At 63.1% G+C, this 23,424-nt stretch carries 18 protein-coding genes, 1 tRNA gene and 1 pseudogene; 6 read left to right on the forward strand and 14 right to left on the reverse strand.

The genetic code is table 11. From position 1 onward, the window contains the following. The 4 genes and pseudogenes from EN879_RS02345 to EN879_RS02360 form a co-directional block, all read right to left on the reverse strand. A pseudogene (locus tag EN879_RS02345) lies at window positions 1-515 on the reverse strand (ABC transporter permease); the annotation flags it as partial. Between the two features lies 1 nt (window position 516). Continuing rightward, complete coding sequence (locus tag EN879_RS02350; protein ID WP_063170041.1) at window positions 517-1,524, reverse strand: ABC transporter permease; 1,008 nt, start codon at window positions 1,522-1,524, stop codon at window positions 517-519. Window positions 1,525-1,635: 111 nt separating this feature from the next. Then, the gene (locus EN879_RS02355) at window positions 1,636-3,720 is read right to left on the reverse strand and encodes an ABC transporter substrate-binding protein (RefSeq protein ID WP_063170040.1); all 2,085 of its coding nucleotides are present in this window, start codon (window positions 3,718-3,720) and stop codon (window positions 1,636-1,638) included. 148 nt (window positions 3,721-3,868) lie between these two features. Then, a complete protein-coding gene (locus tag EN879_RS02360; protein WP_063170465.1) occupies window positions 3,869-5,335 on the reverse strand; it encodes an alpha-glucosidase/alpha-galactosidase in 1,467 nt (488 codons plus the stop codon). Window positions 5,336-5,582: 247 nt separating this feature from the next. Between EN879_RS02360 and EN879_RS02365 the strand changes: the two genes are divergently transcribed. Then, window positions 5,583-6,458, forward strand: a complete 876-nt coding sequence (locus EN879_RS02365; protein WP_082826649.1) for an AraC family transcriptional regulator — start codon at window positions 5,583-5,585, stop codon at window positions 6,456-6,458. Window positions 6,459-6,485: 27 nt separating this feature from the next. Here the strand turns inward: EN879_RS02365 and EN879_RS02370 are convergent, their stop codons facing one another. The 5 genes from EN879_RS02370 to EN879_RS02390 form a co-directional block, all read right to left on the reverse strand. Then, window positions 6,486-8,513: an aldo/keto reductase gene (locus EN879_RS02370; RefSeq protein ID WP_063170039.1), complete on the reverse strand. Its 2,028-nt coding sequence runs from the start codon at window positions 8,511-8,513 to the stop codon at window positions 6,486-6,488. A 35-nt stretch (window positions 8,514-8,548) separates the two neighbouring features. Then, window positions 8,549-9,643, reverse strand: a complete 1,095-nt coding sequence (gene ugpC, locus EN879_RS02375) for a sn-glycerol-3-phosphate ABC transporter ATP-binding protein UgpC (protein ID WP_024504772.1) — start codon at window positions 9,641-9,643, stop codon at window positions 8,549-8,551. Window positions 9,644-9,651: 8 nt separating this feature from the next. Beyond that, entirely contained in the window at window positions 9,652-10,488 is an 837-nt protein-coding gene (locus EN879_RS02380) for a carbohydrate ABC transporter permease (RefSeq protein WP_013530185.1), read from the reverse strand. Then, on the reverse strand, window positions 10,485-11,345 hold the full coding sequence (locus EN879_RS02385) for a sugar ABC transporter permease (protein WP_013530184.1): 861 nt from the start codon (window positions 11,343-11,345) through the stop codon (window positions 10,485-10,487). The genes EN879_RS02380 and EN879_RS02385 overlap by 4 nt, the downstream gene beginning before the upstream one ends. A gap of 207 nt (window positions 11,346-11,552) precedes the next feature. Continuing rightward, window positions 11,553-12,824, reverse strand: coding sequence for an extracellular solute-binding protein (locus EN879_RS02390; protein ID WP_063170038.1), 1,272 nt, complete (start codon window positions 12,822-12,824; stop codon window positions 11,553-11,555). Between the two features lie 85 nt (window positions 12,825-12,909). On the opposite strand from EN879_RS02390, the gene EN879_RS02395 reads away from it, so the two are divergent. From EN879_RS02395 to EN879_RS02410, 4 genes are all read left to right on the forward strand, one after another. Then, window positions 12,910-13,803 carry a helix-turn-helix domain-containing protein gene (locus tag EN879_RS02395; RefSeq protein WP_024504770.1) on the forward strand — a complete coding sequence of 298 codons (894 nt, stop codon included), beginning with the start codon at window positions 12,910-12,912 and terminating at the stop codon, window positions 13,801-13,803. A 320-nt stretch (window positions 13,804-14,123) separates the two neighbouring features. Next, window positions 14,124-14,199, forward strand: a tRNA-Phe gene (locus tag EN879_RS02400). A 155-nt stretch (window positions 14,200-14,354) separates the two neighbouring features. Then, window positions 14,355-14,795 carry a hypothetical protein gene (locus tag EN879_RS02405; RefSeq protein ID WP_013533589.1) on the forward strand — a complete coding sequence of 147 codons (441 nt, stop codon included), beginning with the start codon at window positions 14,355-14,357 and terminating at the stop codon, window positions 14,793-14,795. A 378-nt stretch (window positions 14,796-15,173) separates the two neighbouring features. Next, a complete protein-coding gene (locus EN879_RS02410) occupies window positions 15,174-15,512 on the forward strand; it encodes a hypothetical protein (protein WP_013533590.1) in 339 nt (112 codons plus the stop codon). A gap of 26 nt (window positions 15,513-15,538) precedes the next feature. Here the strand turns inward: EN879_RS02410 and EN879_RS02415 are convergent, their stop codons facing one another. Genes EN879_RS02415 through EN879_RS02425 form a run of 3 tightly spaced genes read right to left on the reverse strand, consistent with a single transcriptional unit; the run spans window position 15,539 to window position 19,376 of the window. Continuing rightward, window positions 15,539-16,438, reverse strand: coding sequence for an alpha/beta hydrolase-fold protein (locus EN879_RS02415; RefSeq protein ID WP_063170037.1), 900 nt, complete (start codon window positions 16,436-16,438; stop codon window positions 15,539-15,541). A 21-nt stretch (window positions 16,439-16,459) separates the two neighbouring features. After that, the gene (gene fhuB, locus EN879_RS02420; RefSeq protein ID WP_127273934.1) at window positions 16,460-18,508 is read right to left on the reverse strand and encodes a Fe(3+)-hydroxamate ABC transporter permease FhuB; all 2,049 of its coding nucleotides are present in this window, start codon (window positions 18,506-18,508) and stop codon (window positions 16,460-16,462) included. Next, a complete protein-coding gene (locus tag EN879_RS02425) occupies window positions 18,501-19,376 on the reverse strand; it encodes an ABC transporter substrate-binding protein (protein WP_024503125.1) in 876 nt (291 codons plus the stop codon). Before EN879_RS02425 ends, fhuB begins: the two co-directional genes overlap by 8 nt. 504 nt (window positions 19,377-19,880) lie before the next feature. Here EN879_RS02425 and EN879_RS02430 point away from each other — a divergent pair. After that, window positions 19,881-20,228 carry a hypothetical protein gene (locus EN879_RS02430; protein ID WP_032808338.1) on the forward strand — a complete coding sequence of 116 codons (348 nt, stop codon included), beginning with the start codon at window positions 19,881-19,883 and terminating at the stop codon, window positions 20,226-20,228. Window positions 20,229-20,314: 86 nt separating this feature from the next. On the opposite strand, the gene ggt is transcribed toward EN879_RS02430, so the two are convergent. Together ggt and rhaI are read right to left on the reverse strand one after the other, a co-directional pair. After that, complete coding sequence (ggt, locus tag EN879_RS02435) at window positions 20,315-22,054, reverse strand: gamma-glutamyltransferase (protein ID WP_063170036.1); 1,740 nt, start codon at window positions 22,052-22,054, stop codon at window positions 20,315-20,317. A 308-nt stretch (window positions 22,055-22,362) separates the two neighbouring features. Beyond that, the coding region (gene rhaI / locus EN879_RS02440) for an L-rhamnose catabolism isomerase (protein WP_127273935.1) at window positions 22,363-23,424 on the reverse strand (1,062 nt) is incomplete at its 5' end.

The raw sequence follows: 23,424 nt of genomic DNA on the forward strand, positions 1-23,424 counted from the left end.
CCGTGGATGGCGCGCGACAGCACGTCACGGCCGAACTTGTCGGTGCCTAGGAAATGCACCGGCTGGCCGTCCAGCGAGCCGAACAGATGCCGGTCCGCCGGCAGCAGCCCAAACAGCTTGTAGGGCGCGCCATGCACGAAGAAACCGAGCAGCCTAGGATGATCATAGTCGGGGCCGACGACGGGCTGGAAAGTGACCGGATCGAGGTCCGCCGAATCGGCCAGCGCATAGACCCTCGGCCGTGCGGTGAAACCGCCGTCTCTGTCATGGAAGCTTGGCACCTGCGGCGGAGCGAAGCCGACATCCGTGACCTTCGGGTCCATTGGCGCGATGAATTCGGCGAATACGGCCATCACCAGCAGCAGCACGACGAGCCAGAGCCCGGCCATGCCGGTCCAGGAGCGCTTCAGCCGGCGCCAGACAAGCGCCATGTAGCTTTCGTTGCCATGCGCCGGTTCGGCGACGATGGGCCCTTCGGCAGGCAGCGGTGGAGGGGATGGATCGCGCGCCAGCATCTCAACGCTCCCCGAACTGGCGCACGCGCGGATCGAGCAGCACGAGCAGCATGTCGGCGATGATGTTGCCGACGATGAGCGTCGCCGACAGGACCATCATGAAGGTGGCGGTGACATAGACGTCGCCGACAGCCATGGAGCCGACGATCGCCGGGCCGACGGTCGGCAGTGCGAAGATGATCGCCGTCTCGATCTCGCCGGTCAGCATATAGGGCAGCACCACGCCCTGATACATGATGAGCGGATGCAGCGCGTTGGGCACGGCGTGGCGCATGACGACGGCAGCACCCGTCAGCCCCTTGGCCCTTGCCGTCTCGACATATTGCGCGTTCAGCGTATCGAGCAGATTGCCGCGCATGACGCGCATATTGTAGGCGAGGCCGCCGAAAGTGGCGATCGCCACCACCGGCCAGACATGTTTGTCGAGGTCGACGAATTTGGCCCACGACCACGGCGCACCACCATATTGCGGCGAGAAGAATGAGCCGATCTCAGACACGTTGAACTGGAAGACCAGGAGATAGACGATGATCAGCGCCATCAGGAAGCGCGGCACCGTCATGCCGAGGAAGGAGATGGCCGACAGTGTCGAGTCGATCCAGGTGTATTGCCTTGTCGCCGCCCATATGCCGAATGTGATGCCCAGCACCGAGGCCAGCAGATGGCAGACCAGCGCCAGAAGGAGCGTGCGCGGCAGGCGCTCTCCGACCACATCGGCGACCGGTTTGTTGTAGTACAGGCTGTAGCCGAAATCGCCGCGGGTGACGATGCCGACGATCCAGTTGAGATACTGCACGGGCAGCGGCTTATCGAGGCCATGCTCGATGCGATAGGCCTTTGCCTGCGCGTCGGCCTCGGCAAAGGAAGCTCCACCCTGGTTGATCGCCTGCGAGCGGATGTAGTCGGCATAGTCACCCGGCGGCGCCTGGATGATGGCAAAGGTGGCCAGGCTCAAGATGGCGAGGACCGGGATTGCCGACGCTATGCGCGTGAGCAGGAATCGCAGCATGGACGGTTCATTTCCTTGTCTCGCCGATCGCGCCCTTGGTTGCGTCCGGAGGTTGGTTTGTCCGGCCGCGCCAGCGGCGCGGCCGGAGGTCTCTCAGTCAGGGAGGTAAACCTAATTCATCAGCCCCTTCTCTCCGGGTTTGCCGGGCAGCTCATCGGGGAACAATTCATATTTCGCCTGCTTGTCTGCGGCGACAAATACCCGTTCGCGGATGATCGAATCCTCGGCCCAGTTGAACATGAAGATCGGCGTGCCCTGCGGAATGTTCGAGAATCGCTTATTGACGATCAGCGCGCCGGGATATTCCGTCAGGCCGACATTGTAGACGTGCTCCGTCGAGATCTTCTGGAATTGTTTCATCAAGCTGGCGCGCTGGTCATTGTCCTGCGTGGAGACGAACTTGTTGACGATGTCGACGAGGTCCTTTTCGAACGGCATCACATCGACCTCGCCATTTTCCGGCGCACGATGGTCCCAGCTGGTGCGCGGGCCGACAGGGGCAAGCTGCACGGTGTTCTGCACCACCGAGGTCAGTTCCTGTTCGTTGCGCCGGACCAGCCAATCGAAGCGGCCGGAGTATTGCGAAGCGTCCCGCTGGGTGCCGTTGAGGCCGTTGAGCACGACCCGCAGCCCGAGCTTTTCCATCTGGGCGACGACGCCTTCGGCAAGGCTTTTGTCGGTCGTGTAGTCGTTGTTGACCAGCATCACGATCTCGACATTCTTGCCGCCGGCGGTGCCGGAAGGGAAATTCACGAAGCCGTCGCCGTCCGTATCCTTGAGGCCGGCCTTGGCGAGTTCAGCCTTGGCGCCATCGAGGTCGAAGGGGTAGTAGACCGTCGAATTGCGGTCGTAGAAGCTGGTTCCTGACGACAAGCCGCCGGGATAGATGGCGGTGAACGGCCCCTTGACCAGCGAGTCGCCGAGCGCCTTGCGGTCGAGCGCCATGGTGACGGCCTTGCGGAAATCCTCGTTGCGGTTCAGCTCGCGGATCGCCTGGCCGCGTTCGTCCGGATTGCCCCAGCCATTGGCGGAAAAATTAAAGCGCAGATTGTAGCCGATGAGCCGCGGGCCGAAAGCAAGACGGGCAGGCGCGTTCGCCTCCGCCGCACGCTTCAGCGAGGCGACGAAGTTTTCCGGCTGCTCCAGATTGGAAAAATCAGCCGCGCCGGCCACCGCCTGGACGTCGCGATCGGCCCAGGTCGACAGCTTGTAGTGCAGTTCGTTGAGATAGGGCAGTTGATTGCCCTTTTCGTCGACCTTCCAGTAATAGGGATTTCGGCGCATGACGATGATGTCGTCCGGCCGGTATTCGACCGGGACCCAGCCGCCCATCACCGGCATGTTCATGAATTCCGGCGGGAAGGCATTTTTGAACTGGTCATAGGTGTTCTTCGAATATTTCGGATGCTGCGGCTTCAGGATGTGCGCGGGACCAGGACAGAAGGTGCCGTAGGCCATGGCATACAGGTACTGCTTCGGGAAGGCGTCCTTGAAGGTCCATTCGACGGTGTAGTCGTCGATCTTCTTCAACGTCGTGCCGACGCCGAAGGTTTCCGGCGTGGCGCCGTTCAGCGGCGAGACGTTGGGATCGACGACCTCGTCGTCCCAGTAGAACATGACGTCGTCGGCATTGAACGGCACGCCGTCCGACCACTTCGCGCCTTCGATGAGGTGCATGGTCAGCTTGTGGCCATCGCTCGACCAATCCCAGCTCCTGGCCAGGTTCGGCAGCGGCTCGGTGTCCTTGGCCTCGACCTGGAACAGCGGGGCGGTGCGCGTCAGGCATTCGGAGAGGCCGATGTCGATGCCGCCCCAGCCTTGCGTCTGACCGGCGCCGTAGTTCCAGCCTTCCGGCCGCCCTCCGATGACGTGGCGCATCGTATCGCCATAGACGCCGATGCCGTCTTGCATATTGCCCGTCTTGAAGACCAGCGGCTCCTTCGGCAGCCTGTCTCTCACCGGCGGAAGCTTGCCGGTCTTGACGTATTTCTCGGTGACCCAGTCGGGCTCGTGATATTCGGGAAGCGCCTTGAACTCCAGAATGGAGTCGCGCGCGACATAATTGATCTTGCCTTCGGCGGGAAACGGTGTCGGCGCCGGCGGAACCGTCGGCTCGGAAGCGTATGCACTGAGTGCCGAGACCGAGACGCTCAGCGCCAGTCCGGCAGCAAGGCCGATATTGCGTAAATTCCTCACTGTCTCTCTCTCCCTCTTGTTGGTCCGGAGCGTTTGCACCCGCTCCGCCTCTCCTCGAATTCAAACGGCTTCGTGGCAGTGGATCCGCCTCCCATGGATCCACCATCACCGCATGAATTTCCAGCCGGCCCGTTTCAGCCGGCCCGTTTCAGCCGGCTTGCTTCAGCGCGGCTTTTTCGGCGCGCAATTCCTCGATCGAGCGAATGCTGCGCCGTGCGGCGCCCGCCCACTCGCGGGTCTTCACCTTGGATGTCGACAGCCGCTCCCTGGCGGCCGGAACCGCATGGGCGTATTGCGGCAGCCAGGCTGCCTGGGCGACGACCATTTCGTCGACCATCTGCCAGACCTCCTCCGGCGTCGAAACCGCGCCGACCAACGGGTCATGCAGCACGGCGAGCTTCAGAAGATCGATGTCGCCCGATATCGCGGCATGCACCGACATGCGCTGGACGTTGATCGAAGCGATGCAGGTGGCGGCGCAAGCCTCCGGCAACGTGATGCCGGCGGCCATGTTGATGCCGAAACGGTCGACGAAGCCCGGCGACTCGATGATGGCATCGTGCGGCAGGTTGGTGATCACCCCATTGTTCTTGACGTTGAAGTGGCCGCGATAGACGCGGTTGGTCTCCAGCGCCTCCAATATGTGGCTGGCATGCTCGTTGGAGCGTTTCTCGCGGTCGATCGGCTTGGACGCCGCTTCGAGGAACTGCGGATATTCCGTCTCGAACCAGTTGCGGGTTTCGGTGGAGTAGCGGAGATAGCCGCCGGTCTCGCCGTGAATCCAGTCGGACATATCGATCCAGCGCGTGATCTCGTCGGGACGTTTGCGGTACCAGGGCAGATATTCGGAAAGATGACCGTTGCTTTCGGTCGAATAGACGCCGAAGCGCTTCAGGACGTCGATGCGCAGCTTCTCCTGCCTGGAATAGACCGGATGCGCCTCGAAAGCGGCCACCAGTTCATCCTTGCCAATGGGGCGGCCGTTGAGGCGCAGATCGATGAACCAGGTCTGGTGGTTGATGCCGGAACAGACATAGTCGAGCTCCTGCGTGGACTTCGCGCCAAGCACCTCGGCGATCTGCTCGGCGCCGTGCTGGACGCCGTGACAGAGCCCGACAGTGTCGACCTTGCCGTATTCGATCGCCGCCCAGGTGTTCATCGCCATCGGGTTGGCGTAGTTCAGGAATTTGACGTTCGTCTCGGCGACCTCGCGTATGTCCTTGCAGAAATCCAGGATCACCGGAATGTTGCGCTGGCCATAGAGAATGCCGCCGGCACAGATCGTATCGCCGACGCACTGGTCGATGCCGTATTTCAAGGGAATGCGGATATCGTCGGCGTAGGCTTCGAGGCCGCCGACCCGCACGCAGCTGATGACGTAGCGAGCGCCTTCGAGCGCCTTGCGGCGGTCGGTGGTCGCCGTCACCGTGGTCGGCAACCTGTTTGCCTGGACGATCCTGTCGAGGATCGCCTTGATCATCTGAAGATTGTGCTCGCTGACGTCGGTCAGCGCGAATTCGATGTCCTTGAATTCGGGCACGCACAGGATGTCGGTGAACAATTTCTTGGTGAAGCCGACGCTGCCGGCACCGATGATAGCGATTTTGAAACTCATCAGCCGCACCTCATTCCATTTCGAATTGCAGGCAAGGAATGACAATGGGAGGCTCTAGCCACATGCCGCGACATGTATGCAGGACAAGCCGGAATCCGGCTCGCCAACCTCCCTGTCCGCTCCTTGACTGCGGATCTCTCTCGCTTTTCGATGGGGATTATGCGCTTATTCGCGAGCGCGACCAGAGAAGGATTATGCTTTCAGGGGTAATTTTGTGCTGCATGATTTGATAGAACACGGACAGTCCATGCGCACGATCTCGCTGCCGCGCGGCCGCCAGCGCCTGCACGCCATGCCGACGAGCACGGGCTACGAAGTGCGCGAGGACGAAATCTACGACTGGGACGGCCGCAAGCGCGGTCAGACACCGTTCACCGTGCTCCAGCACACGATCAGCGGGACTGGCCGGCTGCGCTACGAAAACCGCAACTACCGCTTGCAGAAGAACGACACATTGCTGGTGCTGGTGCCGCACAACCACCGTTACTGGCTGGCTGGAGATGAGCGCTGGGAATATTTCTGGATTTCGATGAACGGCGAGGAAGCGCTGCGCATCCACAAGTCGATCCTCAGCGTCTCGGGTCCTGTATTTCGGCTGCAGCCGGCGACAATCGATCATCTTGCCGATTGCAGCCTGCGCCTGATCAAAGGCGCCGCTTCGCCGGGTGCTGCTTCCGCGATAGCCTACGAGGCTGCGATGGCGCTCTATGACGATGTCTTCGGTTCCCATGCCTTCGCCGAAAAACTAAGCGCCATGCAGCCGGTCATCGATCACATCAACGCCAATCTCGACAAGCCGCTGCCGGTGGCGGACCTGGTCCAGATCAGCGGCCTCAGCCGAGCCCATTTCTCACGCTGTTTCGCCGAGAGCGAAGGCCTGCCTCCGGCCGAGTTCGTGCTGCAGCAGCGCCTGCAACGCGCGGCGAAGCTGCTGACCAAAGCGGATTTTTTGCCGGTGAAGGAGGTCGCCATCCTGTGCGGCTTCGAGGAAGCGAACTATTTTTCAAAGGTCTTCCGCCGCTGCTACGGCATCACACCGAGCCAATTCCGCACCACAGGCATGTACGCGAATTTGCGGACTCCGGCCAGGCGCGGCGTCAGGGCGTTCGATGACGAGACCTGACGCCGCCACGGTTAAACAGGCAGCCAACTAGGCAGCGCGCAGGCTGCCGCCGTCCAGCCATTCGAGATCGGCTTGCGAAAGCGTGATGTCGAGAGCGCGCAGGCTGTCGTCCAGTTCATCCAGCGTGCGTGGCCCGATCAGCGGGATGGAGGGGAAGGGCTGAGCGAGCACATAGGCCAGCGCAATATGGATCGGGCTCTTGCCCAGTCTCGCGGCAAGTTCGATCGCCCGGTCGCGGCGGCCGAAATTCCGCTCGGAGTACCAGACCCGCACCAGCTCCTCATTGTCTTGCTTGTCGCGACCCGCCCGATCGGTGAAGAAGCCGCGCCCTTGGCTCGACCAGGCGAAATTCGGCATCTTCCTGGATGTCAGCCAGGCCTTCCACGCATCCGTGGAGGACGTGACGCAGCCAGCCCAGATCGGCTCCAGCATTTCGGCCAGCGAGAAATTGTTGGACAGCGCACCGGGCTTTTGCTTGCCGGTGCGTTCGGCGTAGGCAATTGCCTCATCCATGCGTTCCATCGTCCAGTTCGAACCGCCGAACGGGCCGCGGATGCGGCCGGCCTTGACCTCGCGATCCATCGCATCGACGAATTCGCCGACCGGCACATCCGGATTGTCGCGGTGCATGAAGTAGACATCGACATGATCGGTCTGCAGGCGTTCGAGCGTCTGGTCGAGCTGCTTGCCGATCACATCAGGATAGCACAGCGGCGAGTGCGCGCCCTTGGCGATGACCACCGATTGCGCGCGCACGCCACGGTTTTTCAACCATTCGCCAAGCAGCTTCTCGGTATAGCCGCCGCCATAGACATAGCCGGTATCGAAGAGATTGCCGCCGGCCTCGAAAAAGGCATCGAGCAGGATCGAACCTGAGGAAAACGTACGGAAATCCTCGAAGCCGAGCGCCACCACCGATGCCGGTTTCGACAGGCCAGGAATGGTGCGCTTGGCGACCGCCGTGCCGCCGGACCGTAGCGGCCGGCCGGAGATGGTGTTGGTGCGCTGCTCGGCCTTCTCGATCCCGTATTCGAGGCCGGCTGCCGTCCGCCATTTGTCCAGCACACGCAAGGTGCCGAGGCTTTCCGCCCACGCCATGCCCGGCCAGGCGAATTCTTGGCCGCCGGCGCGGATCGCCTCGCCGGCTGCGTCGACCTCGAAGGAATAGACATGGCGCTTCTCGTCGACGCTGATGGTCTGGCGCGTACCATCGGAGGCGATGACGTCTATCCGGCCGAGACCGACATCGCGGTTGCCGCCGGCGAACCAGAAGTCCGGCACTTCGATGCGGCCCCTTGTGCCCAGGATGCGCAGCACATTGTCCTGGTTGAGCGAGATGCTGCAGGAGACTTCGGCGACAATGCCGCCGGGGAAATGCAGCAGCGCGGAGGCCCATTCGTCGACGCCGGACTGGCCCAGATGGGCGGTGCCGACCACCTTGTCTGGCTCGCTGAAGGGCTTTCCGACGGCCGCACCGGCAATCAGCCGGACCATCGAGACGGGATAGCCGCCGACATCGAGAATACCGCCGCCGGCGAGATCGTTGGCATAGAGCCGGTGCTGCGGCATGAAGCCCGGCATGGCGAAACCGAAGCTCGACTTGATCATCCTGATCTCGCCGATGACGCCGGACCTGATCAGCTCCACCAGCTTCTTGGTCTGCGGGTGCAACCGGTACATGAAGGCTTCGCCGAGGAATGTGCCGGCCTTGCGCGCAGCATGCATCATGGCGTCGGCCTCGAAGGCGGTCAGCGCCAGCGGCTTTTCGCACAGCACATGCTTTCCGGCCTCGGCCGCCTTGATCGCCCATTGCGCATGGCCTGGATGCGGTATCGAAATGTAGACGGCGTCGATGTCGGGGTCGGCGAGCAGCGCGTCGTAGCCGTCGAGGATACGGGCACCGGGAAAACGCTCGGCAAGCCCCGGCTTGGCGGGATTGCGTGCGCCGATGGCGACCAGCTTGCCGGTGTCCGAAGCGGCCACGCCACCGGCAAAGGACTGGGCGATGCTGCCCGGGCCGAGAATGCCCCAGCGAATGGGCGTGGTTGCGGTCATTGTCATTCTCCTTGAAGGCTGGAAAGGGCTGGCGGTCAGCGCAGCCGCAGTCCTTTTTCGTCGAACAGGTAGGATTTGCGGATGGAAACGGTGATCTCGGACGTGTCGGGGACCTTTGCCGCGTCGCGCTGGATCACCACGTCGTCACCGTTGGCCGTTCTGGCATAGAGGAAACTTGTGCCGCCCAGGTGCTCGATCACGTCGATGGCAACCACAAGGTCGGCGTCGCCTTCTCCGGCATTGCCGAAATGTTCGGGCCGCACACCGACAATGACCTTGCTGCCGATTTTTGGGCTGCCTATTTCGGGCGCAGTGCCAGTCAGCGGTAGCGTGATGCGGGTCTTCTCCTGGCCCGCCAGTTCGACCACGACGCCAGGTGCATCGTGCCCGACAACCCGGCCTTTGATGAAATTCATCTTCGGCGAGCCGACAAAGCCGGCGACGAACTGATTGTCGGGGTTGTCGTAGAGATCGAGTGGCCGGCCGATCTGCTCGATATGGCCGGCGCGCATCACGACGATCCTGTCGGCGAGCGTCATCGCCTCGGTCTGGTCGTGGGTGACATAGATCATTGTCGTGCCCAGTTCCTTATGGAGCCGGGAGATCTCGACGCGCATCTGGACGCGCAATTCGGCGTCGAGATTGGAGAGCGGCTCATCGAACAGAAACACCTGCGGTTCGCGTACGATGGCGCGGCCGATGGCGACGCGCTGGCGCTGGCCGCCTGAGAGTTTTTTCGGGCGCCTGTCCATCAATTCGCTGATGCGCAGGATCTCGGACGCCCGCTTCACCCGCCGTTCGGTGTCGGCTTTTGGATTGCCGGTCATGCGCAGGCCGAAAGAGAGGTTCTGTTCGACGCTCATATGCGGATACAGCGCGTAGGACTGGAACACCATGGCGATGCCGCGGTCGGCCGCCTCGACATCATTGACCACCTTGCCGCCGATGGCGATTTCGCCGCCGCTGATGTCCTCGAGCCCGGCGATCATCCTGAGCAGCGTCGATTTTCCGCAGCCGGAGGGGCCGACGAAGACGACGAACTCGCCGTCCTTGATGTCCATGCTGGCGCCATGGACGACCTCGAAGACGCCGAAGCGCTTGACGACATTGGTGAGCGTGACCGTTGCCATGCTGCCCCTTACTTGACCGCGCCGGCGGCAATGCCGGCGATGAAATGGCGCTGCAGCAGCACGAAGACGACCAGCATCGGCACCGTCAGCATTACAGCGCCCGCCATGATGCCGCCCCATGACACCTTGGTGAGGCCGATCAGCGTGCCGAGCGCCACCGGCGCCGTCATCGAACCAGGCTGGCTGTTGATCAAAAGCGGCCACAGATAATTGTTCCAGGAGGCGAGGAACAGGATGATGGCGAGTGCGGCCAGCATCGGCCGCGCCAAAGGCAGCGCGACAAAGAGGAAGATGCGCCACTCCTTCACGCCCTCGACGCGCGCCGCATCGAAGAGGTCGTCCGGCATCATCGAAAAACTCTGCCGCATGAACAGCACGCCGAGCGAATTGAACAGCGGCGGAACGATCAGCGCCACCCAGGTGTTGGCGAGCTTGAAGTCGCGCGCCACCATGATGAACTGCGGGATCAGCACGACCGCATAGGGCAGCGTTATGGTGCCCAGTATGATGGCGACGACCGCGCCCTTGCCGAAGAACTGGTATCGGGCCAGCGCCCAGCCGGCCATCGACGTCAGCAGCACCGACAGGATGGTGTAGGTCACCGCCACCGAGACCGAAATGCCGATGGCGCCGACGAAGTTCGTGTCACGCTGCAGATTGTTGAAATTGTCGATGAAATTGCCGTGCGGCAAAAGCTCGATGCCGGGGCTGAAGATGCCGTTGTCGGGCATGGTCGAGAACACCACCATCATCCACAGCGGAAACAGCCAGATCAGCGCCAGCGGCGTCAGGAACAGATGCAGAGCGATGCTGCGTCCCAGCCTGGCGGAGGAGCGCGAACTCATTTCGGTTCCCTCGTCAGCCACAGCTGCGCCAGCGTGATGGCGATCGCCAGCCCGGCCATGGTGTAGGCGACGGCCGAGGCGTAGCCGAAGTTGAGCGACCGAAAGCCCTGGCGGTAAAGCAGCAGGCCAAGCGTCTCCGTGCCGCCGCCCGGCCCGCCGCGCTCGGTGATCAGGAAGGGCTCGGTGAACAGCTGCATGGTGCCGATGATCGACAGCACGAGACAGAACACGATGACCGGCTTCAGCAGCGGCAGGGTGATGTAGAAGAACTGCTTGAGCTTGCTGACGCGGTCGAGCGTCGCCGCCTCGTAGACGTCTTCGGGAATGGACTGCATGCCGGCGAGCAGGATGATGGCGTTGTAACCGGCCCAGCGCCAGGTCACCGCGATCATGATCAGCGCCATCGCCGGCGTGACGTTGGAGAACCAGTCGATCTTGGGCAGGCCGACGCTGTTCAGGAGCTTGTTGATGATGCCGAAATCGAGGTTGAACATCAGCCGGAACACCGCCGAATAGGCAACCTCGCCGACCACGACCGGGGCGAAGAAGGCGAAGCGGTAGAGGCCACGCGCCTTCAAGAGCGGCGAGTTCAAAAGCACCGCCATGACGAGCGCCAGCGAGATCATCACCGGCACCTGGATGACCAGGATGAGCAGCGTGTTCTTCAGGGCGTTGAAGAAGGCCGGATCGCCGATCAACCGGCCCCAGTTGAAGCTCGGCGCGAACCGCCACGGCACGGTGCGCGTTGCCTGGAAGGAGATCATGAAGGAGCTGATGATCGGCCACACCCAGAAGATCGCGAAGATCAGCAGATAGGGCGTGAGGAAGCGATAGGCCGTGGCGTTACGATTGCGCATCTTGCTCCTCCTTCTACCGCTTGTTGTTTCACGCCGTCGCCTGGGTCTTCCCTTCTCCCCTTGTGGGAGAAGGTGTCGCCGAAGGCGACGGATGAGGGGGTGTTCCAGAGAACGCAAACGTCTCACTCCGCTGGAGCACCCGTCATCCGTCTCGGCGCTATCGCGCCGATCCACCTTCTCCCACAAGGGGAGAAGGAGAAGCGGTGATCAAGATTTGACGGGCAGTCCGGTCGCCGCCGCGATCTGGCTTGCGGCATCGTCGAGCGCCGCCTTGGCGTCAGGATAGCCGCCGGCCAGATACTTGGTCTGCACGGCGCGGACGATGATTTCGGCGTCGCTCTGGAACTGCGTGCCGCGGCTCGGAACAACCTTCGGCAAGGTGCCGAGAATGTCCTTCCATACCGCCTGGCCGCCCCAGTAAGACAGGCCTTGTGCGACATAGGGATCGTCGAGTGCCGAGACCAGGGACGGTACCAGGCCGAACTCCTTCAGCATCGTGATCTGGCCTTCATTGGTTCCGAGCGTGTATTTCAGATAGGCGTAGGCAGCCTCCTTGTTCTTGGAAGCCGAGGTGATGGCCAGCGAGGACCCGCCGAGATTGGCGGCGCGCGGCCCGTCGGCGGTGAGGCTCGGCATCAGATAGACGCCCCATTTGCCGTTTTCGCCGGCAGATTCGGTGCGAATGGTGCCCTCATACCAGCCGCCATAGATCTGGGTGGCGACGGTGCCGGCGGTGTTGTTGGTGATCTTGGTGCCCCAGTCGGCCGACGAGATGATGCCGGCGTCCTTCATCTCCTTGACCTTGGTCATGGCATCGATGCATTTGGGCTGGTTGACCGTGATCGATTGTCCGTCCTCGGAGAAATAGGCGCAGCCCTGTTCGTTGGAGATCATGCGGAAGAATTCCGAGTCGCCATTGAAATCGGCATTGGTCATCGAGACGCCAGGATTGGCGGCCTGGATTTTCTTGCCGGCGGCGATGAAATCGTCCCAGGTCTTGATCGAAGCCGGATCGACGCCGGCCTTTTCGTAGAAGTCGCGGCGATAAAAGGCGGCCACCGGGCCGGAATCCCACGGCATCGCGTAGGCCTTGTCGCCCACTTCCAACTCGGTGCGCTTGAAATCGGGGAATTTTTTCTGGTCGTCGGCTGTGTAACCGAGCGTATGCAGGTCGACGAAGCAGTCGGGGAACTGGCTCCAGTAATTCTCGGCCTCGCCGTTCTCGATGGTGACGACATCAGGCAGCCCGACGCCGCCGGCGGCGCAGCCGGCGATCGACTTGTCGTAAGTCGGCTGGTTGCCGAGATCCTGGACCGTGACCTTGACGTCGGGAAATTGCTTGTTGAAGCCGGCAATGGTCGCTTTCAGCGATGAAGCCGCGACATTCCAGCTCCAGATGGTGATTTCGCCGGATTGCGCGAAGGCCGGGGCTGAGCCCAGGGCAAGCGCGAGCGCGGCGCAGGTCATTGTGATGCGCATTGAAATCCTCCCATTTCATTTGCTCTCTCACTGTGAGCGTGGCTAGACTATGCACCGGGCAAGGCCTGTCGCCGTCAAAGGGAATATGAAATTGGCGGAAAGTAAGATGCCTGAACGGCCGTTCTACCAGCCTGGGGCCAGCAGCGTGGAAGGCCTGCCGCTGCTCCTGCAGATGTTTCACACCAATCCGTTGGTGATGCTCAAGCCGCATTGGCACGCCCAGGTCGAGGTTAATTTCATCGTGCGCGGCAGCGTGCATTACCGCATGAACGACCACGAGATTTCGCTTTCGGCCGGCGAGATGTGCCTGTTCTGGGGTGGCCTGCCGCACCAGATGGACGATTTGTCCGACGACGCCATCTATGCCGGAGCGCATCTGCCGCTGGTGCATTTCTTCCGGCTGCACCTGCCCACGGACATAAGGCACCGGCTGATGACGGGCGCAACACTGGTGACATCGGCCACCGACCAGTCCGACAACCATAATTTCGAGCGCTGGAACCGCTACGCCCGGTCCGGCGACCAGGCCAAGGCCGAACATGCCGTCAACGAATTGCTGCTGCGGCTGGAGCGAGTGCGGTTCGAGCCCTATCGGCTGGTATCCGCAACTCCGACCGACCAAGAAACAGGCAGCCCCTTTGACCAGCAATCGTCGCGGAATGTCGGACGCATGTGCGATTTCATCGCCGAAAACTTCCTCTATGACATCGATTGCGTGAACATCGCCGCGGCCGCCGACATCCATCCCAAATACGCCATGAGCCTGTTCAAGAAATCCACCGGCATGACGCTCAATGAGTATGTGAACCTGTTGCGGCTGAGCTATGCGCAGGCGCTTTTGATGCATCAGGACGCCAATGTGCTGCGTGTCGCCATGGATTCGGGTTTCGGCTCGCTCAGCGCCTTCAACAAGTCGTTCCGCAAGCTCGCCGGCATGTCGCCTTCCGATTTTCGGCGCGGCGTGACCGGCGCCAGATAGGCGATGGCGACTTGCGGGCGCCCAGTGCCGCGAGCATTGCTGCGCCTCGACCGCCGGCTAAAAGACATGTCACGGCGTTTCAGCCTGCAATAACGACGCCGACCAGGGTGAAGAAGGCCAGATAGTGCCATGCCGTGCGCGATTCCGGCCCGCAAGCGGCATGGAAACCCGGGCGCCGCACGGCATCGCTTTTCCTGCCTGAAATCGCCACCTAGGCGCTGGACAGGCCGAATTCCCGTGCTATAACCCACGCGCTTTCAAGGGGCGCCCCACGGCGCCTCGATGAATTCCGGCCTGCGAGTTTTCGTTTGCCGGAACAGGCCCAGATAGCTCAGTTGGTAGAGCAGCGGACTGAAAATCCGCGTGTCGGTGGTTCGAATCCGCCTCTGGGCACCATCCCCTCCTGGTCCGTTCTGGGCACCCCCCGTCGCGTCGCCGCCTGCATCGCCAAGTGGAATCACTTTGCGCACATTGGCCCGCCGGCGGATTTAATTTGCTTGGCCACCCCTCAACCCTGGGGCAAACTGCCCGTTGGGGCTGCAGGAGGTGAAATGAGAGCACGCGCAGCAACGCTTGGGGATCTGGAGGATGTCTTTCGCGGTCTGTCCAAGCGAATGTCGGACGAATACGTCGCTGCCGGCAAGGACAGCAAGATCGCCTACGACAACCTTATGATGAATTTGAAGGAGGGCCGCGCGCACGCGCTTGTCGAGGGTGACAAGGCCGTGGCGATCATCGCCTGGCATGAGAACAGCGACGCCGCCGACACGCTGTTCGCCGCACGGGAGGACTTCTTCCGGGCCACGACCGTCCGTTTCTGCAAGCGGCATATCAGGCATATCCAGGCGCTCGCCGGCAACCTCGCCATCCATTCGCGCAGTTGGCTCCAGGGGCCGGATGTCGCAAGATGGTTCGGCGTCATCGGCTATGTCGAGCGCGGCCGGGAGAACGGCGCCACTTTGTTCGAGCTGCCGCCGGCTCGCATCGGCTAGGAAACCCTGGGCTGGTCAAGATCCCTTGCCGCAAACACCGCCACCCTCTCGCGATCGCCCGCACAGGTTCGTCGATGCGGGTCACCGTCTTCGGCTCCAGGATCCCTTGCTCGGCGGCCTTCTGAACTGCCTTAGCAAGCGGCTTGCGCCGGGCGCCGATTGGCGGGATGTTATGGGAGGGCAACCGGGGGGCAAACCGGCACGCCGAGACAGATATGGCTGCTGGAAATGTCACGAGCTTGCTTCGCCTTTCTTGCCTTTGTTGCCTTGGTGAGGCCGGTAGGGGCAGGCGAGTGGACGTCTCATCTGCTTGACCGCCCAAGCCTGGCAACCGCCTATTTTCGCCAAGCCGATCTTGTGACTGCATACGCGACCGCAATGGCGCGCTTCCGTCTGCAGCTCGCAGGGCGTGCCGGCGAAAACAACCTTGCGGTCCCTCTCGAACCACTGCTTTTGCGGGCGGAATTCCGTGCGCGGACATGGCGCTCGGCGGACGGCAGCCTGTTGCAAGGCTTCGCCGGCAAGGGCGGCTTCCGGCTGACTATCGGCAACTGCCTGGCGCGCATCTGCGCTGCCAGCGAATGCAGCGATGCCGGTTGGCCGGTTTACGCCTGCAGCGACGGAGGCAAGCGCAAGATGTCCGTCACGGATTTTGTGACGGCAAACTTCGGCGGCGTCTCCTACCGCCGATTGAGCGCCTCCCCTTCACAGGAATGACAGCGCCGACCGTCTTGCTGCGGCGTTCAGCAAAGGGCGGTGTCCCTCCTCACCGCAAACGCCGCCTGCACCGCGCGATTGACGGTGACCGGCAGGATCGACATGTGGTTCTCGCCGGCATGCAGTTCGAAACTGGCGCGCACGCCCGGGAGAGCATCAAGACGCTGCGCCATTGCCCGCGCGAATGCGTCGGTGCGTGTCACCTTTTTCTGCTTCAGGCGCTTTTCCTCGTCCTCGGCGCCAATCTGGAACGGCGCCAGCTTCTCGGTCTCGTACTCGCCGGCCGACAGGATCATGGTCGCCGCCAAACCATCGGGAATGGCGGCCTCGAAGGCTTCGAGAAAGCGGTCGATGGCACGCTCTTCCCAATAGATGGCGGGGCTCGCCGCGATCCAGGTCTGAAAGGAAGAAGGCCGCGTGAACAGGGCGTAGAGCGCAAACAGGCCACCGAAAGAATGGCCGTAAAGCGCCTGGCGGCTGGCATCGACCGTGACCCGGCTGGCGACCCACGGCTTCAGCTCATCCTCGATGAAAGCAAGGAATTTCCCTGCCCCACCGGTCCGGACTTCGGACGTGCCTTCGTGGAAGGGCGGGTAGGTCTTGCCTGGCGGCGGGCCGAGATCCCATGAGCGGCGCAGCGGATCATAGGCGCCGTCGACGGGATAGCCGATGGCGACGATGACGCCCCAGCCGACATTGGTGCCCGTGGGATAGAAGGCCTGCGCGCGCATGGCGTCGACCGCCGTGCCGATGACGGCGTTGCCGTCGGTCATGTAGAGGACCGGCCAGCCGGCCTCGGGCACCGGCCCGGACGGCACATGCAGGAATATCCGCCAGGGCGCGCCGCCCTGCGCCGGAACAAGATCGTGGACCGCCGTGTTGGCGATCAGGGCTGGCGTCGCGTTGGACATGGATATCTTGGACATGGATATCTCCAGGCAAAACGGTCAGCGGCGGCGCAGCAGCCACATCAGCACCGGGCCGCCGATCAACGTGGCGACGAGACCGGCCGGGATCTGGCGCGGGAAGATGGCGATCCGGCCCACCCAGTCGGCGGCGACCATGATCAGCGCGCCGGCGAGCACCGCGCCAATGGCCTGCGGCAGCGCACGGGAAAGGCCAAGGCGACGAGCAAGATGCGGCGCCATAAGGCCGATGAAGGTCAGCGGACCGACGATCAGCGTCGAAGCCGCGGTGAGTGCCGCGACGGCCAGCAGCACGAGAAGCCGCGCCCTCTTCAGGTTGATGCCAAGGCCCTGAACGGCGGCGGAGCCGAGCGGCAGGATGTCGAGCCAGCGCATGAAGAAAGGCGCGAGCGCGAAGAGGCAGACCGCGATACCACCGGTCAGCAGGGCGTCACCGACATCGACGCCATAGGTCGAACCGGTCAGCCAGTTGAGCAGCAGCATGGCGCGAGGATCGCCGGTCGCGGTGAGCACCAGGATCAGCGCGTCGAACAAGGCCGTCAGGGCAACGCCGGCAAGCAGCAGCCGCTCCGGCGCATAGGCGGCACGACGGCCGATCGCCAGCGTCACCAGCAAAGCGGCGAAGGCCCCGATCGTTGCCGCCGCCGTCTGAACCGGGCGCCCGGCATCGACGAGCGCAAACAGCGCCACCATCATGCCAAGGGCGGCACCGGCACTGATGCCCAGCACTTCGGGGCTGGCCATCGGATTGCCGGTCAGCCGCTGCATCATCAGCCCGGCAAGCGCCAGCATCGCCCCGGCACTCAGCGCGGCAAGCACGCGAGGCCACCGCCACGACAGCAAAGGCTGCAGCTCGTCGCCGAAGGCGAAGGTCCAGCCATGCGGACCCGGTTCATGGAGCAGGGCCAGCCCGAGCAGCAGAAGCAGAGCCAGGCCGAGTGCCATGAGAACAAGGCCGGGCCGGCTTGCGCGCGGCAGGCGCACGGCCATCAAGGTCGGGGCTTCCGAGCCAAGCGCAAGGCGCGGCAGCAGCCAGAGCAGCAGCGGCGCACCGAGAAGTGCTGTGATCGCTCCGGTCGGCAGCAGGTCGCCATGCGGCCCGGTGGCGATCTGCACGCCTTGATCGGCGGCCCACAGCAACGCGCCGCCGATCAGCGGCGCCATCACCAGTTGTTGGCCAAGCCGCCGGCCACCGCCGATGCGCGCGAGCGTCGCCGCGGCCAGGCCGACGAAGCCGATGACGCCGACAGCGGCAACGACAAACGCGATCAGCGCGACGGCGGCCGCCAGTCCGGCGAAGCGATAGGCGCCGAGCGGCACGCCAAGGCTGCGCGCGCCTTCATCGTCGAGGCCAAGCAGGGTCAGGGGCCGCACCATGAAGAAGATCGCAAGCGCAGCAGTGCCGATGCGGGGCAAAAGCCACAGCGTCGTCGACCAATCCTGCTGGCCGAGCGAACCGGCGCCCCAGATGAACAGGCTGGCCAGCCATTCATGCCGCAGCACGATGAGAGCGGCACCGATGGCGCCGGCATAGAGGCTGACCACAAGCCCCGCCAGCACCACCGAAAGCGGCGACAGGCCCTTGTGCCAGGACAGAGCGATGACGGCGGCAAGGGCCATAAATGCGCCGGCCAGCGCCACCCATTCGCGGCCGAAGGCAAGCAGGGACGGTGACAGAAGCGTCGCCAGTGCCAGCGCCAGATAGGCGCCGGCCGAGACGCCAACGGTTTCAGGCGAGGCGAGCGGGTTGCGCAGAACCTGCTGCAGGACAGTTCCGGCAAGCCCGAGCGCCGCACCGCACAAAAGGCTGATCGCAAGACGGGGCAGGAAGGCATAGTGGACGAGCACCTGCCGCATGTCAGCGATGTCGGGAGCGGCGAGCGATTGGAGCCAGAGCGCCGATGGCAGTTGCACGGTGAGGTTCGAGACGGTTGCCGCTGCCGCAGCCGCGAGCAGCACCGCGCAAAGCAGGATCGCGCCTACCGGCTGATTGCTGGAAAAGCTCCACACGGGGGCCCGGCCGGCCGACGCAGGCTTCCCCCTTTGGGCAATGGCAGCATCCTCAGCCATGGGCGGCCTCCGCGGTCATCGCCGATGCCAGGACCCGAGCAAAACGGCTCGCGGATGGAAGCGCGCCAAACATCAGGACGGCAGGAAGGCGCATGATCGAGCGGTTGCGCACGAAGGGCATGGCATTCCAGACCGGACTTTCGGTCAGCGTGCCGCCGGCGCCCTCAGGCAAGGGTTCGAGATAGGCGAGGCGCGCATCGCTGGATGTCGCCAGCCCGTCGATGCCGACGGTCGAAAACCCCCAATAGTTGGTCTCGGCCGTCCACGCGTTGCTGAGCCCGATGCGGTCGAACACCTCCTGAAACAGGCTCTTTGCGCCGTAGACGCGCACATTGCGGGGGTCCAGGAAGCTGACGACATAGATCGGCCGTGCCGAAAGCGGCGCCAGTTGCTGGCGAACCTCCAAAAGATACGCGTCTGTCGCCGCGATCAGCGCCTCGCCTTCGCTTTCCTTGCCGACAAGCCCGGCGAGCTGGCGCGTCGCCTCGAGCGCGCGCCGATAGGGTTGCCCGGCCTCGGTATAGAGCCCGATCGTCGTCACTGGAGCCACGCGTTCGAGCAGCGGCTTGATGCCCTCGAGATACGGCATGGACAGGATGATGTCGGGCCTGAGCTGCTGCAGGAATTCGAGATTGGGCTCGAGCAGCGTGCCGAGATCGGCGACGTCGGGCGGCAGCCGCGGCTCGACCACCCATTTCTCCCAGACCTCCCGATCGGCAATGGCGACCGGGCTGACACCGAGCATGAGCAAGGTCTCGGTCAACCCGTCATCCAGGCAGACGATGCGCAACGGACGGGCTTCAGCCGTGGAGGACCTCATGCCGGCGAACGGCAGCGAAAAAAGCCCGAGCGCCTGGCGCCGGGTCATTCGGCTGCGCAAATGATCGGGCGCGGCTCTCGACTGGGGCTCTTGGTCTCTCTGCAATGCGGCCGGCCCTGCTTTTCGGGGGTTGGTCTCCAGTGACCACTGCCCGGTGACTATGAAACATGAGTATACTAGTCAACATTTAAGATGCCTGCCCAGTCAACTTTCACGCAACCGCATGCCAAGCGCAGACGCCCACTGGCCGCAAGGCGATTCGCCCGTACAACAACCCTGTGCGACGTCACCGTCCGAATCACGGTTTGCGAAGCCCAATCCGCGCCCCGCATCATTTTTCCTCCACGAATGCATTCCATGATAGAGGGAGCTACGGTCGCCTTTGGGCAGCCGTTTCCTGGATTGCCTGAGAGACCAAAGACGGCCAAGAACCAAAAGCCGGCAGCAAGCCGCCACCTGAAGACGTCAAGGACCGGTCGAACGCATCAAGGCAGCGTGATCGGGTTGCACTCGGCAAGGCTTGATGATTTGTTGCCGCTATACGGAGAACGAATGATGCGAGAGCCTGCCGGTCAAGACGAATACGGGTCGACGAACCCTTTCGATCCGGACGACCTGCCAACCTTGAACGCAATCGGCCCGAGCATGGGAAGCGGCAATGATTTCGAGAGATATGCCGTTGCCGTGATCATCGTGTTCGGTGCGCTGATCATCGGCGGGCTGATGGCCGCATCGATGGTCTTCGGGCACCGCAACGGCTTCCTCTTCGCGCTTGGCGGCGCCACATCCGCCTGGATCTCCGGAAATGCGCTGCTGCTCGACCGGCCGCGCATCTATGCGCTGTTCGTCGGCATTGCCGCCTTGATGCTGGTTGCGTCCACCCTCACGCTGGTCTTGTGACGGTCAAGTCGGTGTGAGCCGATCCACTTGAGCAGCGGGCGATCAACCCGAATCGCCACGCTGCTCCAAGCTTTTCCTCCGAGCTGTCAGTATCCGAGCGCCTCGCCAGAGGCCGCGCGGCTGTCGATGGCGCCGTTGTAGCGCGCGCCGCCGCCTTTCTCGATTTCCGCCAGGCTCTTGCCGCCGACCAGGATGCCGGCGGCCTGACCCCAGGTCTGGTCGGCGAGATCGAGGTGATATCCCATGCCGGCCAGCAGCTTTTCTGTGTCCGGCGACAGGCCGAACGGCTCGACATACACCTTGTCGGGCAGCCATTGATGGTGGATGCGCGGCGCGTCGATCGCCTCCTGGATGTTCATGCCGTGGTCGATGACATTGACGATCGCTTCCAGCGTGATGGTGATGATGCGCGAACCACCGGGGCTGCCGATGACCATGAACGGCTTGCCGTCCTTGGCGACCACGGTCGGGCTCATCGACGACAGCGGCGTCTTCTTCGGCTGGATGGCGTTGGCCTCCCCCTGGACCAGGCCATAGAGGTTGGGCACGCCGGGTTTCTGGGTGAAATCGTCCATTTCGTTGTTGAGCAGGATGCCGGTGCCGTCGGCGACGACGCCGGCTCCAAAGGAACCGTTCAACGTGTAGGTGACCGCGACCGCATTGCCCGCATCGTCGATGATCGAATAATGCGTCGTCTCCTTGCTCTCGCCAAAGCCCTTCGGCATCAAATCCTGCGACACGCCGGCCCGGAACGGGTCGATCTTGTCGCGGATATCCTTGGCATAGGCCTTATCAAGCAGTTTCGAGACCGGGTTATCGACGAAATCAGGATCGCCAAGCGCTGAATTGCGGTCGACATAGGCGTAGCGCATCGCCTCGACCATGACGTGGACCGTCTCGGCGGAACCTGCGCCGAGATAGGACAGCGGGTAGCCCTCCAGCACGTTGAGGATTTCGCAGATGATGATGCCGCCGGAGCTGGGCGGCGGCGAGGAGGTGATCTCGTAGCCGCGATAGGTACAGGTCACGGGCTTGAGCTCACGCACCGCATATTGCTCGAAATCCGGCTTGGCGAGAATGCCGCCCTTGGCGCCGCTCGCCTTGATGATGGCGTCAGCGATGGCGCCTTTATAGAAGGCATCCGTACCCTTTTCGGAAATGGCGGCGAGCGAGGCGGCGAGGTCGGGCTGGACCAGCCGCTCGCCGATGCCATAGGGCTTGCCGTCGGGTTTCAGGAATATGGCGGCGGCCGCGGGGTCCTTCGCCAGCCTGTCGGCACTGCCGGCAAACGAGGCAGCGTCGCCCTGGTTGAGGATGAACCCGTCCTTGGCGTAGCCGATTGCCGGCGCCATCAGATCCTGGCGGGACAATTTGCCGTATTTTTCACGGGCCATCTCGAAGCCAGCCACAGAGCCCGGTACGCCGACGGCGAGATAGCCGTCGAGGCTGGCGCCCTTCACCGGGTTGCCGTCCTTGTCGAGATACATGGTTTTTGTCGCCGCCAGCGGCGCCCGCTCGCGGAAATCGAGAAAGGTCGATTTGCCGTCCTTGAAGCGGATGGTCATGAAGCCGCCGCCGCCGATATTGCCGGCATTGGGGTAGACGACGGCGAGCGCATAGCCGACGGCAACCGCCGCGTCGACAGCATTGCCGCCCTTCTTCAACACCTCGATGCCGACTTCGGACGCCAGATGCTGGGCCGTCACCACCATGCCGTGCTCGCCCTTGGCCGGCGCCGGCGAGGCGGCGAAGACACTCGTCAACGGCGCCAGGACAAAGGTGATGGAAAGACTGGCGGCGATCAGTGTCCGACGGTTGAGAGGCATGGCGGTTCTCCGGGCGGGGGGATGCCTAGAAGACCGTGTTGGACGGATCGAGTCCACTAACAATTAAGGGAGCACGAGAAAGAGCCCCCTCACCCGGATTGCCAACCGAATTGCGAAGGGCAATTCGGGGCAATCCGACCTCTCCCCGAGGGGAGAGGAGGTGTCAGCGCTGACGCCAGTCTCTTCTCCCTGCGGGGGTGAGGCGTGGTCCGCGCAGCGGGCGAAAAGCCAACTGCTTGGCTTTTCGAACAACGAACGCCCGGAGGGCGGTGGCCGCAAAGCGGCCGGATGAGGGGGCCGGCTCGGCCTCAGACAATGCCGCCCGAACCGCCAGCGACTGCAGGGCGTTCCGCTGCAACCTTGGCGCGGTAACCCGCCGCTCGATAGGCGGCGACCGGGTCGATGGCGCCGCCGGTCTTCAGCCGCGCCATGGCGAGGATCGGCTCGACATCGGTGCGGTAGGCCGCTTTCAGCGTCTGCGTCGCCATCAGCGCGTCATTGCTATCCTGAAAATCTTCCAACGCCTTGCGGTCGACCAGCAGCGCCTGCGCATAGGCGCGCTGCACCTCGACCGCCGATAGCATCAGGCTTTCGATCGGATCGGTGACGTTGTGGCTCTGGTCGAGCATGTGGGCCGGGTCGAACCCCTCGGCGCCGGAAAGTTCGGCGTCGACCAGTTCGTTGAAGACGAGAAACAGCCGGTAAGGATCGATCGAACCGGCATCGAGATCGTCGTCGCCATATTTCGAATCGTTGAAGTGGAAGCCGCCGAGTTTTTTGAACTGGATCAGCCGCGACACGATCATCTCGATGTTGACGTTTGGGGCATGGTGGCCGAGGTCGACGAGACAGAACGCCTTGTCGCCCAGCTCCTGCGCGATCATGTAGTTGGTGCCCCAGTCCTGCACGACGGTGGAATAGAAGGCCGGCTCGTACATCTTGTGCTCGCTGAACAGCTTCCAGTCGGCGGGCAGTCCGGCGTAGACCTCTTTCATGGCGTCGAGATAGCGCTCGAATGCCTTGGCGAAATTGACCTGGCCGGGAAAGTTCGAACCGTCGCCGATCCACACCGTCAGCGCCTTGGAGCCGAGCGTCTTGCCGATCTCGATGCATTCGAGATTGTGCTCGACCGCTTGCCGGCGCGTGCCGGCGTCGGCATGCGACAGCGAGCCGAATTTGTAGGAGAGCTTCTGGTCCTTGGCGTCGGAAAAGGTGTTGGAGTTCATGGCGTCGAAGCCGAGGCCAAAGCGCGAGGCCGCTTGCTTCAGCCGGTTCGGATCGGCCTTGTCCCACGGAATGTGCAGGGAAACGGTCGGCGTCGCCTGCGTCAATTGCTGGATGACGGCGCAATCCTCGATCTTGTCGAAGAT

The sequence above is a fragment of the Mesorhizobium sp. M7A.F.Ca.AU.002.02.1.1 genome (genome assembly GCF_003998535.1).
GTDB lineage: Bacteria > Pseudomonadota > Alphaproteobacteria > Rhizobiales > Rhizobiaceae > Mesorhizobium > Mesorhizobium ciceri.